General features: G+C 61.3%; 14 protein-coding genes. 7 read left to right on the top strand and 7 right to left on the bottom strand.

Going from position 1 to position 13,527, the window contains the following annotated elements; genetic code table 11:
* Positions 1-30: 30 nt before the first annotated feature.
* Both ACTJK7_RS20525 and ACTJK7_RS20530 read right to left on the bottom strand, forming a co-directional pair.
* A complete protein-coding gene (locus ACTJK7_RS20525; RefSeq protein ID WP_108562913.1) occupies positions 31-1,512 on the bottom strand; it encodes a methyl-accepting chemotaxis protein in 1,482 nt (493 codons plus the stop codon).
* A 108-nt stretch (positions 1,513-1,620) separates the two neighbouring features.
* Entirely contained in the window at positions 1,621-2,427 is an 807-nt protein-coding gene (locus ACTJK7_RS20530; RefSeq protein WP_064383329.1) for a TatD family hydrolase, read from the bottom strand.
* Positions 2,428-2,663: 236 nt separating this feature from the next.
* Between ACTJK7_RS20530 and ACTJK7_RS20535 the strand changes: the two genes are divergently transcribed.
* The 3 genes from ACTJK7_RS20535 to ACTJK7_RS20545 all read left to right on the top strand — a co-directional run bounded on the left by ACTJK7_RS20535 (position 2,664) and on the right by ACTJK7_RS20545 (position 5,187).
* Positions 2,664-4,085, top strand: a complete 1,422-nt coding sequence (locus ACTJK7_RS20535) for a transglycosylase SLT domain-containing protein (RefSeq protein WP_064598358.1) — start codon at positions 2,664-2,666, stop codon at positions 4,083-4,085.
* Positions 4,086-4,192: 107 nt separating this feature from the next.
* Positions 4,193-4,627: a DoxX family protein gene (locus tag ACTJK7_RS20540; protein ID WP_007950955.1), complete on the top strand. Its 435-nt coding sequence runs from the start codon at positions 4,193-4,195 to the stop codon at positions 4,625-4,627.
* A gap of 251 nt (positions 4,628-4,878) precedes the next feature.
* Entirely contained in the window at positions 4,879-5,187 is a 309-nt protein-coding gene (locus ACTJK7_RS20545) for a hypothetical protein (RefSeq protein WP_064383326.1), read from the top strand.
* A gap of 3 nt (positions 5,188-5,190) precedes the next feature.
* On the opposite strand, the gene greB is transcribed toward ACTJK7_RS20545, so the two are convergent.
* The 3 genes from greB to ACTJK7_RS20560 are packed head-to-tail and all read right to left on the bottom strand — an operon-like array spanning position 5,191 to position 8,910.
* Positions 5,191-5,688 carry a transcription elongation factor GreB gene (gene greB / locus ACTJK7_RS20550; RefSeq protein WP_064383324.1) on the bottom strand — a complete coding sequence of 166 codons (498 nt, stop codon included), beginning with the start codon at positions 5,686-5,688 and terminating at the stop codon, positions 5,191-5,193.
* A 34-nt stretch (positions 5,689-5,722) separates the two neighbouring features.
* Positions 5,723-8,227, bottom strand: coding sequence for an ABC transporter permease (locus ACTJK7_RS20555; RefSeq protein ID WP_108562912.1), 2,505 nt, complete (start codon positions 8,225-8,227; stop codon positions 5,723-5,725).
* The gene (locus tag ACTJK7_RS20560) at positions 8,227-8,910 is read right to left on the bottom strand and encodes an ABC transporter ATP-binding protein (RefSeq protein WP_064383319.1); all 684 of its coding nucleotides are present in this window, start codon (positions 8,908-8,910) and stop codon (positions 8,227-8,229) included. Before ACTJK7_RS20560 ends, ACTJK7_RS20555 begins: the two co-directional genes overlap by 1 nt.
* Before the next feature lie 10 nt (positions 8,911-8,920).
* On the opposite strand from ACTJK7_RS20560, the gene ACTJK7_RS20565 reads away from it, so the two are divergent.
* From ACTJK7_RS20565 to ACTJK7_RS20575, 3 genes are all read left to right on the top strand, one after another.
* Positions 8,921-9,526, top strand: a complete 606-nt coding sequence (locus ACTJK7_RS20565; protein WP_011335313.1) for an arylesterase — start codon at positions 8,921-8,923, stop codon at positions 9,524-9,526.
* Positions 9,527-9,583: 57 nt separating this feature from the next.
* Positions 9,584-9,877: a hypothetical protein gene (locus tag ACTJK7_RS20570; RefSeq protein ID WP_003226812.1), complete on the top strand. Its 294-nt coding sequence runs from the start codon at positions 9,584-9,586 to the stop codon at positions 9,875-9,877.
* A gap of 149 nt (positions 9,878-10,026) precedes the next feature.
* Entirely contained in the window at positions 10,027-10,998 is a 972-nt protein-coding gene (locus tag ACTJK7_RS20575) for a L,D-transpeptidase family protein (protein ID WP_064383316.1), read from the top strand.
* Positions 10,999-11,121: 123 nt separating this feature from the next.
* On the opposite strand, the gene oprI is transcribed toward ACTJK7_RS20575, so the two are convergent.
* On the bottom strand, positions 11,122-11,373 hold the full coding sequence (gene oprI, locus ACTJK7_RS20580) for an outer membrane lipoprotei OprI (RefSeq protein WP_011335311.1): 252 nt from the start codon (positions 11,371-11,373) through the stop codon (positions 11,122-11,124).
* Between the two features lie 636 nt (positions 11,374-12,009).
* Between oprI and ACTJK7_RS20585 the strand changes: the two genes are divergently transcribed.
* Positions 12,010-12,291, top strand: coding sequence for a GNAT family N-acetyltransferase (locus ACTJK7_RS20585; protein WP_007955658.1), 282 nt, complete (start codon positions 12,010-12,012; stop codon positions 12,289-12,291).
* A gap of 68 nt (positions 12,292-12,359) precedes the next feature.
* Here the strand turns inward: ACTJK7_RS20585 and ACTJK7_RS20590 are convergent, their stop codons facing one another.
* Positions 12,360-13,436, bottom strand: coding sequence for a 3-deoxy-7-phosphoheptulonate synthase (locus tag ACTJK7_RS20590; RefSeq protein ID WP_007908583.1), 1,077 nt, complete (start codon positions 13,434-13,436; stop codon positions 12,360-12,362).
* Between the last annotated feature and the right edge of the window lie 91 nt (positions 13,437-13,527).

Raw genomic sequence — 13,527 nt, forward strand, 5'->3', positions numbered from 1 at the left:
TGGGAGCGGGCTTGCCCGCGATGAGGCCCCTTAAAGTTTCAACTGCCCAATCGCCTTGTTGAGTTCCCCGGCCAGCGTCGCTAACTCGTTACTGGTGGTCGCCGAATCCACGGTCTGTTGCACGGTGTTTTCGGTCACATCACGAATGCTCACCACCGCGCGGTTCATCTCCTCGGCCACCTGACTTTGCTGTTCCGCCGCCACCGCAATTTGCGTGTTGCTCTCGCGCATTTGCGCTACCGCTCCGGTGATTTCCGCCAGCGCTTCACCGGCCTCCTGCGCCTGCTGCACGCAGTCGTCGGCCTTGTACGAACTCTCCTGCATGAAGTCCACCGCATCACGGGTGCCAGCCTGCAACGCCGAGACCATGGTGGTGATTTCATCGGTGGAGGTCTGCACACGTTTGGCGAGGTTGCGTACCTCGTCGGCGACTACCGCGAACCCGCGACCCATCTCCCCGGCACGGGCCGCTTCGATGGCGGCATTGAGTGCCAGCAAATTGGTCTGTTCGGCGATGCTGTGGATCACGCTGACCACGCCGTTGATCTTCTGGCTGTCCTCGGCCAGACGCTGGATCATCTCGGCGGTCTGCTGCACGCCGCTGGACAGGCCGGCAATCGAAGTCTGCACCCGGCTCACCACTTGCTGGCCACTGCCGGCCAGACCATCGGCGGTCTGCGACAGATCGCGAGTGGCGCCGGCGTGCTGGGCGATGTGGTAGACGGTGGCGGTCATTTCGTTGATCGCCGTGGCGGCCTGATCGGTTTCACTTTGCTGGCCGAGCATGCCGTGACGGACTTCGTTCATGCTCGACGCCAGTCGCGCCGCGCCGACGTCCAGTTGTCGGGCAGTGTTGGCCACGGTAGTCACCACGCGCTGATAACCGGCCTGCATCGCATTGAACGCGTTGGCCATCTGACCGACTTCATCCTTGCAGGCCAGCGGCACCCGGGCGGCGAGGTCGCCGGTTTTCTCTACATGCAGCATCACGTCCTTGAGCGTGTTGAGCTGGCTGAGCAGGAAACGGATCAACAACTGTGAAGCGCCAAGCATCGCCAGCATCAGGATGAACACCGCCACCGCGTAGTTGGCGAAGCGCTCGCTGAAGACCTGGCTGAGGCTGGGGGCGTAGGCGATCACGGCGACCTGCTGGCCATCGGCACGGCTGAAGACTTCGGCGCCGAGCAGCGGATTTTCGCCGAACAACGGCAAGTGACTGATCTCGATCCAGCCGCTGCTGTCGGTAATCTCCAGTAGCGGCTGATCGTTGAGGCGCGGCGCTTCCCCGCGTTTGAAAGTCAGCACCTGATCAGATTTGGGCAGCGCCTGTCCGGCCGGCCAGGCTTTCAGCAATTGCGCCTGGGCCTGGGCCGCGGTTTGCGCGGCGTGGCTGCGGGCCTGTTGTTCGAGCTGTACGGCGTACAGCACCAGCAACAGGGTGGTGACAAAGGCGACCGCGTTGACCGCCCAGAATTTGTATTTCAGCGAGATATTGCTAAGCCAGGCACCCATGGAGGTCTTCTCTGATAGCGGAAACAGTTTTGGCAAGGTGCCATTATTGTGCCGCTACCCAGGTGCCCGGTTCTTGATGTGCATCAACAACCGATGCATCTGCCTCTTTCAGGGCAGGTCAGGTAAACCGTAGAACGCCCGTGCGCACGCGGTTGTGTGGGTGGCCAGGTCTGCTTCGGTCTCGCCTCGATGCAACGCCACTTCACGCAGCACTTCGGTCAGATATGCCGGTTCGTTGCGCCCGTTTTTCGGCTTTGGCCGCAGTGTGCGCGGCAGCAGATACGGCGCATCGCTTTCGAGCATCAGGCGACCGCGCTTGATCTCCTTCACCAGCGGATGCAAATGGGTGCCGCGACGCTCGTCGCAGATCCAGCCGGTGATGCCGATGTGCAGGTCCAGGTCGAGGTAACTGAACAGCGCTTTCTGTTCGCCGGTAAAGCAATGCACCACGGCGGCCGGCAACTGATCGCGGAAGTCACGGAGGATTTCCAGCAGGCGCTGGCTTGCATCACGTTCATGCAGGAACACCGGCAGTTGCAGTTCGGCAGCCAGCGCCAGATGCTCTTCGAGGACTTTTTCCTGCTGCGGGCGCGGCGAGAAATCGCGGTTGAAATCCAGTCCGCATTCACCCACCGCCACCACGTTCGACTCCTGCAGCAGGCTGCGCAGACGCCGCGCGCTGTCGGCGTTCCAGTCACTGGCCGAATGCGGGTGAATGCCGGCGGTGGCAAACAGTCGCTGACCGTCCGGATCCAGTTGCTGGCACAGTTCCAGCGCCTGTTCGCTGCCCTCGACGCTGGTGCCGGTCAGCACCAGTTGGCAGACCCCGGCAGCGTAGGCGCGATCGAGCACGGCCTGGTGTTTGTCGGCGAAACTGGGGTTGGTCAGGTTGACGCCGATATCGATGAGTTGCATGGTGCTACCTCGGGCCGAAGGCCGGAAAGCATATCAGAGCTGTAGATTTATAAGAAAAGCCAAGAACTACAACGGCTTATGGCTGTCTGTTGAGGCCGCGTGGCAGGCCGGGTTGGTAGAATTGCCATCACTGTGCCAGTCTCTCGCACTTTATCAGCGCTCCAGGCGCTCTGTTTTTGTCGGTGTTTTACGACCGCTCGGCGGTGAAAACGCCCCGTATTCTTTCCGGAGAGTGGATGGTTCGTCCCTCGGTTTTGCTCCTGCTGTGTGGTTCGCTGCTGCTGCCGATGACGGCGGTCGCGCGGCTGCCCGGACCGCTGCAAGCCGTGCCGGCGGCCAAGGTTCGCGACCTGACCGAAATCCGCAGCAGCCGCGTGCTGCGGGTGCTGGTCAACCAGAGCCGCAACAGCTCCGGCGAAGTCCAGGGCCAAGCCATCGGCATCGAATACCACCGGCTGCGCGCCTTCGAGCAATACCTCAATGGCCACGCCCGCGACGGCCAGGAAATCACCCTCAAGATCATCCCCAAAGCCAAGGATCAATTGCTCGGCGCGCTGCAGCGTGGCGAAGGCGATCTTGTGGCGCCGGGCGAACTGCTCGAGCTGCAACCGGGCCACGCGGTTGCCAGCAGCGAGCCGATCGCCAGCAACGTGCCGCTGGTGCTGGTCGGCATCAAGGGTGAAAAGCGCTACACCAAGGTCGAGCAACTGGCCGGCAAAACCCTGGCATTGCCCACCGGCAGTGCGGCGGGGGAGGCGGTCAGCCAGCTCAACCAGAAACTGGCGCTGCACAAACTGGCGCCGATCAAGATCGAATGGGTCGATCCGACGCTGGCGGTCGAGGATGTGCTGGAAATGGTTCAGGGCGGGATCTTCCACCTGACTATCGTCGAGCAACCGATTGCCGAGCGGTGGGGCAAGATCCTGCCCAAGCTGCGTTTCGACCGTCAGGTGATGATCAGCGAACCGGGCGAGGAATACTGGTTCGTGCGCCGTGATGCGTCGATGTTGCGTGCCAGCATCGACCGCTTCCTGACCGGCTACAAAAAGCCCTCGAACGAAGATGCAGCGTTTCTGCGGATCTACCGCCGTCTCTATCAAGTGCACTATCCGTTGGCCAAGGCTGACCGTCAGCGTCTGGAAAAACTGCGCCCGACCCTGCAGAAACACGCCGAAGCGCAAAACATGGACTGGCTCAACCTGGCGGCGCTGGCGTTCAAGGAATCGGCGCTGCAGCCCAACGCGCGCAGCGGCAGCGGGCCGACCGGGCTGATGCAGATCACCCCGTCGGCGGCACAGCGAGTCGGCGTCAACAATATCCAGAATCTCGATGCGAATGTGCAGGCCGGGGCCAAGTACCTGGCGATGATCCGCCGCAAGTTCTTCAACAGCCCCAAGCTCAACGAGCGTGAACGCATGGCGTTCACCCTGGCCGCTTACAACATCGGCCCGGAGCGGGTGCAGGGCATGCGTGCCGAGGCGCGGCGTCGCGGCCTGAATCCCAACCAGTGGTTCTTTCAGGTCGAGCGCATCGCCATGGAGCAGGTGGGAATGGGCGCCGTCAGCTATGTTAATAGCGTGAACAAGTATTACTTGGCGTTCGACCGGGAGCGGGAGTCGTTGGAGCCCGGGGGGCAGAAAGTTGTCTCACGTAAATGATCAAGTAAATTGATTGTTATGGCGGAATTTTTGCGCTTTTAACATGAAAATAACTGATTAATATAGCGGCCAACCAACAAACACTTCTGATTACAAGGAAACGCAACATGAGCTCTCTGATCAACAAGGTTCTGTTCACCCGCGCCGGCTACGGTCTGACCATTCTGCGCATTGCCGTCGGCGTGATCTTCGCCGCCCACGGCTCGCAGAAACTCTTCGGCCTGTTCGGTGGCTACGGTCTGGCAGGCACCGCGCAATACATGGAAAGCATCGGCCTGACCCCGGGTTACCTGATGGCCACCCTGGCCGGCGGTACCGAGTTCTTCGCAGGTCTGGCACTGATCATCGGCCTGCTGGTTCGCCCGGCGGCACTGGGTCTGACCTTCCTGTCGCTGGTGGCGATCTTCACCGTACACATCAGCAACGGTCTGTTCATGGCCAACAACGGTTACGAGTTCGCCCTGGCCCTGCTCGGTGGCAGCCTCGCGGTGCTGATCGAAGGTGCCGGCAAGCTCTCGGTGGATCGCGCCATCGCCGGTTGAAGGCTCTGGCTCAAGCAAAAGGCCCGCATTGTGCGGGCCTTTTTTTGTTGCGGTCGATTCTTGACACTGGCCGGTCACGTTCTCTAGGATGCCGCTCATGCGCCGATTTAAACAGCTACTTGCGGGGCGCCAGGTGACTCTTCTTCAGTTGCCGTCAGAAGCCGGAACAGGGCTTCGAAATACCGCTAAAGCGCTGGTTCGGTGTTGCCTCTCACCTGCCATGCAGACTTTTGAGGCAGAGACACGACACGATGAATGCACTACGCCCTCCAGCACGTCCCGCGCCGATCACGGCACACGTCACCCAGCGCAATCCAAAAATCCTGCTTGGCGGCAAACATCAGCCGACGCTGTTGCGTTATCTCGATGGCTGGCCACGCCGCAGCGGCGGTCCTGCCGCATTCCTGATCCAGTTCGTTGAAGACGGTGAGTCGCTGGCGCGTTTTGCCGATGACAGTTTCGATCTGGCGGTGATTCAGGCTCCGAGCCCTGAGGAAGCGCCGGAAATGATTCGCCAACTGACCCGCGTCGCACGTCAGGGCCTGATCACCCGGCGCTGAGCGTCAGGGATACTCGATCGCCACGATGTAGACGAACTGTTCGCCGGTCGGCGTCTGTACCCGCACTTCAGCATCCAGCGCCTTGCCGATCAGGGCGCGGGCCAGTGGCGAGTCGATGCTGATCAGACCGAGTTTCAGGTCCAGTTCGTCCGGGCCGACGATGCGATAGCGCGACTGTTTGCCGTCCTCGTCTTCGATGGTCACCCACGCGCCGAAATAGACCTTGTTCGGATCACTGGGTTTTTCGCTGACCACTTTCAACGCCTCAAGGCGTTTGGTGAGAAAACGCACGCGGCTGTCGATCTCGCGCAGCATCTTTTTGCCGTAGGTGTACTCGGCATTTTCCGAACGATCACCCTGAGCCGCCGCTTCGCTGACCGACTGCGTCACCTGCGGTCGGCGCACATGCCACAGTTCATGAAGTTCGGCACGCATCCGCGCTTCACCTTCGGGGGTGATCAGCGCGGTACCGGCGGTGCGGGGAGGACGATAACGGCTCATGGCAACTTCTTTTGATCAAGACGGCTGGAGTCTATCAACCCTCGCGCAACACTGTCAGCGGGCTGGCGTTGAGCGCACGCCGCGTGCCGAACACACCGGCACCACCAATCAGCGCCGCGCCGATCAACGGCAACAGCAGCAACCATGGATGGGGGTGCCATGGCAGGTCGAAGGCGAAGCGATACAGCACCAGGCTCACCACTTCCGAACCGATCGCCGCGAGCAATCCGCTGACCGCGCCGAGCAAGCCGAACTCGATCCGTCGTGCCTTGATCAGCAACTGCCGCTCCGCCCCCAGCGCACGCAACAGCGCGCCCTGGCGAATGCGTTCATCCAGCGTTGCCTGCAACCCTGAAAACAGCACCGCCATCCCCGCCGCCAACACAAACAACAACACATACTCCACCGCCAGGGTGACCTGGGCGAGGATGCTGCGCAGCTGTTCGAGCAAGGCTTCGACCTGCAGGATGGTCACCGCCGGGAACGCTCGCGACAGCTCGACAATCTGCTGATCGTGACCGGGCGCCAGATAGAAACTGGTCAGGTAGGTGGCTGGCAGATCCTTCAGGGTGCCGGGCTGGAAGATCATGAAGAAGTTCGGCTGGAAGTTGTCCCAGTTGATCTCCCGCAGGCTGGTGACCTTGGCTTCGCGATTGACCCCGCCCACGCTGAATATCATGTGATCGCCCAGCTTGAGCTTGAGACTCTCGGCCACCTTGCCTTCCACCGAAACGCCCGGGATGTCATCCGAAGGTTGGCCGGTCCACCACGAACCGGCAGTGATCTTGTTGCCCGCCGGCAGGTCGGCCGCCCATGTCAGGCTCAGGTCACGCTGGATGGCGCGGTCGCCGGCCGAGTCCTTGCTGACGATCTGCTGCACCGCTTCGCCATTGATGCTGATCAGCCGTCCCGGCACCACCGGATACAACGGCGCGGCCTGGGCCGAGACATTGATCAGGTGATCGGTGAAGGCCTGTTTGTCGGCCGGCAGGATGTTCAGGGCGAAGTAGTTCGGCGCGTTTTTCGGCAGCTGGTTTTGCCAGGTGTCGAGCAGTTCGCCACGCAGCAAGGCGATCAACGCCATCGACAGCAGAATCAGCCCGAAGGCCAATGACTGGCCGGCGGCCGCCAAAGGATGACGCAACAACTGACCCAACCCGAGACGCCAGGGCAAGGACGCGCGCGCCAGCAGACGACGCAGGCTTTGCAGCAGCAACAGCAGCAAGCCGCCGAGCACCAGCGCGGCGACCACACCGCCGCCGAGCAGGGCGAACGTCAGCAGCAGGTCCAGACTCAGGCGCCACATGATCAGCCCAAGCGCACCGAGTGCTGCGCCATAGACCATCCAGGTACTCGATGGAATCGGCAGCATGTCCCGGCGCAAGACCCGCAACGGCGGCACGCGGCCCAGTGCGGCGAGCGGTGGCAGGGCGAAACCGGCCAGCGCCACCAGCCCGGTACCGATTCCGGCCAGCGCCGGCAGCAAGCCACCCGGCGGTACGTCGGTCGGCAGCAGATCATGCAGCAGCGCGAACAATCCCAATTGCGCGAGCCAGCCGAGCAGGGCACCGCTGAGGCTGGCGAGCAGGCCGAGCACAGTCAGTTGCAGACTGAACAGCACCAGGGTTTCCCGGCGCGACAGGCCCAGGCAGCGCAGCAGGGCGCTGGCATCGAAACGCCGGCTGGCAAAGCGGTTGGCCGATAGCGCCACCGCGACACCGGCCAGAAGCACGGCCACCAGACTGGCCATGTTCAAATAGCGTTCGGCCTTGCCCAGCGCGCCGCCGATCTGCCGGTTGCCGTCGCGGGCATCCTGAATCCGCTGGTTGGCGGCGAGCCCCGGTTTGATCAGTTGGCGATAGGTTTCCAGCGCCTGCGGTTCACCGCGCCAGAGTTCGCGGTAACTCACCCGGCTGCCGGGTTGCACCACGCCGGTCGCGGCGAGATCGTCAAGGTTGATCAGTACTCGTGGCGTCAGGCTGTAGAAATTGCCAGCGCGATCCGGTTCGTAAGTCAGCACTCGCGTCAGTTTCAGCGTCTTCATGCCGACGTCGATGCTGTCGCCGATCTTCAAGTCCAGCGCCGTCAGCAGGCGCGCTTCGACCCAGGCTTCACCGGGCTGCGGCTCGCCACCGGCTTCCTCTGTCGCGAAGGGAGCGGGGGCGCTTTTCAGCTCGCCGCGCAGCGGATAGGCGCGGTCGACAGCTTTGATACTGGAAAGCTGAATGCCGTTGTCCGTGGCAATGACGCTGGAAAATTCCACCACCTGCGCATGATCCAGACGCAGCTCGGTGCCGCTCCGGATCTGTTCCGGGCGGGCCGGCGAGCTGCCTTCGAGCGACAGGTCGGCGCCTAAAAACTCGGTGGCACGCAGCATCATCGCGCCGTTGAGGCGGGCACCGAAATAGCCGATCGCGGTACTCGCCGCGACCGCCACGACCAAGGCGAAAAACAGCACCCGCAGTTCACCGGCGCGGGCATCGCGCATCAGTTGGCGCAGGGCGAGACTGAACAGACGCAACAGCGGCAGACGTGCCATCAAGGCTCCAGAGGGGCGACCAACAGGCCGGCTTCAAGACGGATCAGACGCCGGCAACGATGGGCCAGGCGTTCATCGTGGGTCACCAGCACCAGGGTGGTGCCGCGTTCCTTGTTCAATTCGAACAGCAAGTCACTGATGCGCTCGCCGGTGTGGCTGTCGAGGTTGCCGGTGGGTTCGTCGGCGAACAGCACGTCCGGCTCGGCAGCAAAGGCCCGGGCAATGGCGACACGCTGTTGTTCGCCGCCGGAGAGCTGGCGCGGCGAGTGAGTCAGGCGCTGGCCGAGGCCGACCCGTTGCAGTAACTCAGTGGCGCGGCTTCGGGCGTCTTTGCGGCCGTCGAGCTCCAGCGGCAGCATGACGTTTTCCAGCGCGTTGAGACTGTCGAGCAGCTGGAAAGATTGAAAGACGAAACCCACGTGTTCGGCGCGAATGCGCGCGCGCTGGTCTTCGTCGAGATGGCTCAGTCCTTGCCCGGCGAGCGTCACTTCGCCGCTGCTTGGCAGATCGAGGCCGGCGAGCAGGCCGAGCAGGGTGGATTTGCCGGAACCGGACGCGCCGACGATGGCCAGGCTGTCGCCCTTGTTCAGTTCCAGGCTGAGTTCGTGCAGGATGGTCAGTTCACCTTCCGCGCTGGGAACCACTTTGCTAAGGTTCTTCGCGGTGAGAATGCTTGCGCCCATGGAGAATCCGATGCGTGTGTGGTTTTTGAGTGCTGGCCTGGCCTTGATGTGCATGGCCCAGAACGCAGCGGCGGGTACAGTCCTGATCGTTGGCGATAGTATCAGCGCCGGTTTCGGACTGGATACCCGGCTGGGGTGGGTGTCGTTGCTCGAACAGCGGCTCAAGAGCGAAGGTTTTGACGACAAAGTGGTCAATGCGTCCATCAGCGGTGACACCAGTGCCGGAGGCCAGGCGCGGCTGCCGGCGCTGCTTGCAGAGCACAAGCCGGAACTGGTGATCCTCGAATTGGGCGGCAACGATGGCCTGCGCGGAATGCCGCCGACGCAATTGCAACAAAATCTTGCTTCGATGATCGACAGCTCCCGTCAAAGCGGTGCCAAGGTGCTGCTGCTCGGCATGCAGTTGCCACCCAATTACGGCAAGCGCTACACCGATGCCTTCGCCGAGGTCTACGGCAAACTCGCCGAGGAGAAAAAAATCCCGCTGGTGCCGTTTTTCCTCGACGGCGTGGGCGGGCATCCGGACTTGATGCAGGCCGACGGTCTGCACCCGGCGGCCGGGGCTCAGGGCAAGTTGCTGGAAAATGTCTGGCCGACGCTAAAACCGCTGTTATGAGGCTTTTCTAGCGGCAGGCTTTCGGCTAATGTGGCGCCCCCTTATTTGGAGCCCCCGATGCCGCGTCCTGCCTGGTCCTTGTTCGCCTACCAACTGATCGAGCCTGACGAACAGCTGGATCTGTTCGCCTGCCAGGAAGTGCGGGTGCATCTGGTGACCCGTCAGCTGGAACTCGGTGGTTCGGCGGATCGAACCTTGTGCGGCAGTCTGCTGCCGGCGCAACCGCGCTGGTCAAGCGTCGATCGCCGGGTGTTTCAGGACCAGCGCCTGTGTTCGCTGTGCCGGGCGATCCTCGAATCGCAGAAGCGTGGCACCTCGCCGATCTGGCCCGAGTTGCGTTTCGAGCTTTGAGCGCCAGTATCTTCCGATCGCAGTCGTAGCCTGCGGCGCTTCAATCATGAAGAGTTCTGCCAGCCCATCGGCGCATCTCCCCGAATTCCCTGGGCGCGGTGTACAATCGCGTTCTTATGACCTTGTCGATCTTGCGAAGGATTCTCCGGATGTTGCCGCGTTTTCCTGCCGTCACCCGCTGCCTGTCTCTTGCCGCCCTCTGTGTGGCCGGTCCCGTTGCCGCACTGGAGTTTCCCCTGCCACCGCCGGGTGAGGACATCATCGGCCAGGTGCAAGTGATCAAGGCCAAGTACGAAGATACCTTTGCCGATCTGGGCACCACCTACGATCTGGGTTATTCGGAAATGGTCGCGGCCAACCCGGGCGTCGATGCCTGGTTGCCGGGCGCCGGCACCGAAATCGTTCTGCCGACCCGCTTCATTCTGCCGCCGGGCCCGCGTGAAGGCATCGTGATCAACCTGGCTGAATATCGCCTCTACTACTACCCGAAAGGCCGGAACGTGGTGTACACCTTCCCGCTGGGTATCGGTCGCGAAGGCTGGGGCTCGCCGATCGCCCACACCACGATCACCGCGAAGACGCCGAATCCGACCTGGACACCGCCAGCTTCGATCAAGGCTGAACACGCCGCCGATGGCGATCCATTGCCGAACGTGGTGCCGGCCGGTCCGGACAACCCGCTGGGGCCGTTCAAGTTCACCCTGGGTACGCCGGGTTACCTGATCCACGGCTCGAACAAGAAGTTCGGTATCGGCATGCGCACCAGTCATGGCTGCTTCCGCATGTTCAACAACAACGTGCTGGAGATGGCCAGTATGGTACCGGTCGGAACTTCGGTACGAATCCTCAACGACGCCTACAAGTTCGGTCGCAGTGGCGGCAAGATCTACCTGGAGGCGCACACGCCGATCGATGACAAGGGCAACCCGTCGGTGGTCGACAAGCACACCGCCGTGATCAACGCGATGCTCAAGCGCGAAGACATCACCAACAACCTGCGTATGAACTGGGATGTGGTGCGTGATGTGGTGGCGGCCGAAGATGGCCTGCCAACCGAAATCGGCACACCGAACACCTCGGCGCCGATGGTCTCCAGCGCACCGATCGACCTGCAGCAATAAGCTGAAAGACAAAACCCGCCGAGGCTTGCACCGCGGCGGGTTTTTTATTGCCCGCAGAAAACTGCAGGCACAAAAAAGCCGACCCGAAAAACGGGTCGGCTTGATAACAATCCCGAAGGACTATTACTTGCGGCTAGCTTTTTCCAGCATGCGCAGAGCACGCTCGTTAGCTTCGTCAGCAGTCTGTTGTGCTTTTTGAGCAGCAGCCAGAGCTTCATCAGCTTTACGGTAAGCTTCGTCTGCACGAGCCTGGGCGCGAGCAGCTGCGTCTTCAGTAGCGGTCAGACGTGCTTCGGTTTCTTTCGATGCGCTGCTGCAACCGGTAGCCAGAACTGCGGCCAGAGCCAGAGCAGAGAATTTCAGAACGTTGTTCATCGTGTTCCCCTTCAAGGACTTTCAATTAAGTGGCTGTCTCCTCCGATTGAGGAAATAGCCGGCGTACATACTACCCATTACTTGTAGTAAGTAAACTGACGTAAGGCAAGAAGCAAAAAAAATTGTAGGCGTTGATTCTTTTTCGAGCAACTTTTAACTGGGCTGTATAAAAAATATCCAGCTGTAAGCCCCGAGATGAGCGAGTTAATGAGAAAAAGTTCCCGTTGCTGTGCGCTGTTTTGCAGGTAGTGGCCGAAGTCTGTCTATATGGATTCGTCCACACTTTTGTTGCGAATCTGCGCAGTGCCTCGCATATCTTTGTCCATGTTGAGGTGACTTTAAAACAGGGGGCTCGTCTTAAGTCTCAACATCCGGCGATGTTCAGCCTTCCGGCTCGGGAAGATCGTCTCCCGAACCGGCCCTGAGTCCACTGGAATTGCCCCTCAATCCGCATGAAGACGAGCGTACCTTGAGCATTTTCGCCAATGGTGCCTACTATTTGATACGTGCTCGGGTTGCGCGAGATCGGTGCAGTTCTTCTCGGTGTCCATCAGGCACGGGGTGGCGTAGATGTTCCTTCGCCGGGAAAACATCGGTAAGGTAGGGGTCAGAATTCGAGACCCGCGAGGAGTAGTGATGAGCGAGGCGTTGTCCATCCACCATGACCAGGCTGGTCATCAGTTCGAGACCAATGTGGACGGTCATCGTGCCTACCTGACCTATATGGATCTGGGGAAACAGACCCTGGATATCTATCGCACCTTCGTGCCCAACGCCTTGCGTGGCCGAGGCATCGCGGCAGCCCTGACCGAACGGGCGTTGCAGTACGCTGACGAAATGGGCTACACGGTCATTCCATCGTGCTCCTACGTGGAGCGCTACATGGAGCGTCATCAGCGGCGCACCGCCAAGATCTGACTGACCTCACCGCACACACAAAAACGCCGGGCAATGCCCGGCGTTTTTTTATGCCTGCGAAACGGCTGTCAACTGCGCTGACGTTTCGGCAGAACATCCTTGAGCTTGGCGTGCATGCTGCGCAAGGTGTTTTCGGTAGCGGACCAGTCGATGCAGGCATCGGTGATCGACACGCCGTATTGCAGGTCGGCGAGGTCTTTCGGGATGGCCTGGCAGCCCCAGTTCAGGTGACTTTCGACCATCAGGCCGATAATCGACTGGTTGCCTTCGAGGATCTGGTTGGCAACGTTCTCCATCACCAGCGGTTGCAGGGCCGGATCCTTGTTGGAGTTGGCGTGGCTGCAATCGACCATGATGTTCGGCTTGATCTTCGCCTTGTTCAGCGCCTGCTCGCACAGGGCGACGCTGACCGAATCATAGTTCGGCTTGCCGTTGCCGCCGCGCAGCACCACGTGACCGTAGGCGTTGCCCTTGGTGGTGACGATCGACACGCCACCTTCCTGGTTGATACCCAGGAAGCGGTGCGGGCTGGAAACCGACTGCAAGGCGTTGATCGCCACGGTCAGGCCGCCGTCGGTGCCGTTCTTGAAGCCGACCGCCGAGGACAGGCCGGAAGCCATCTCGCGGTGGGTCTGGGATTCGGTGGTCCGTGCGCCGATGGCCGACCAGCTGATCAGGTCCTGCAGATACTGCGGGGAGATCGGGTCGAGGGCTTCGGTGGCGGTCGGCAGGCCTTTCTCGGCCAGATCCAGCAGCAACTGGCGGCCGATGTGCAGACCGTCCTGGATCTTGAACGAGTCATCCAGGTACGGGTCGTTGATCAGGCCTTTCCAGCCGACGGTGGTCCGTGGCTTCTCGAAATACACGCGCATGACCAGATACAGGGTGTCCGAGACTTCTGCCGCCAGCACCTTCAGGCGATCGGCATATTCATGTGCAGCCTTGATGTCGTGGATCGAGCAGGGGCCGATCACCACGAACAGACGATGGTCGGTGCCATCGAGAATGTTGCGGATGACCTCGCGACCCTTGGTGACGGTGCGCAGGGCCGCGTCGCTCAGAGGGATATCACGCTTGAGCTGATCGGGAGTGATCAGGGTCTCGTTGGAAGCGACGTTCAGGTCGTTGATCGGTAAATCAGCCATCGTTTACTCGTCAGGTCACGGGTGCCGGCCGCCAGCGATCCCCGCGCGGCGGAGCACAGCGGATTTAAGCGCGTCGGGGAGCCGAACCTTA

It is taken from the genome of Pseudomonas sp. 22085, assembly GCF_052045815.1.
GTDB lineage: Bacteria > Pseudomonadota > Gammaproteobacteria > Pseudomonadales > Pseudomonadaceae > Aquipseudomonas > Aquipseudomonas glycinae.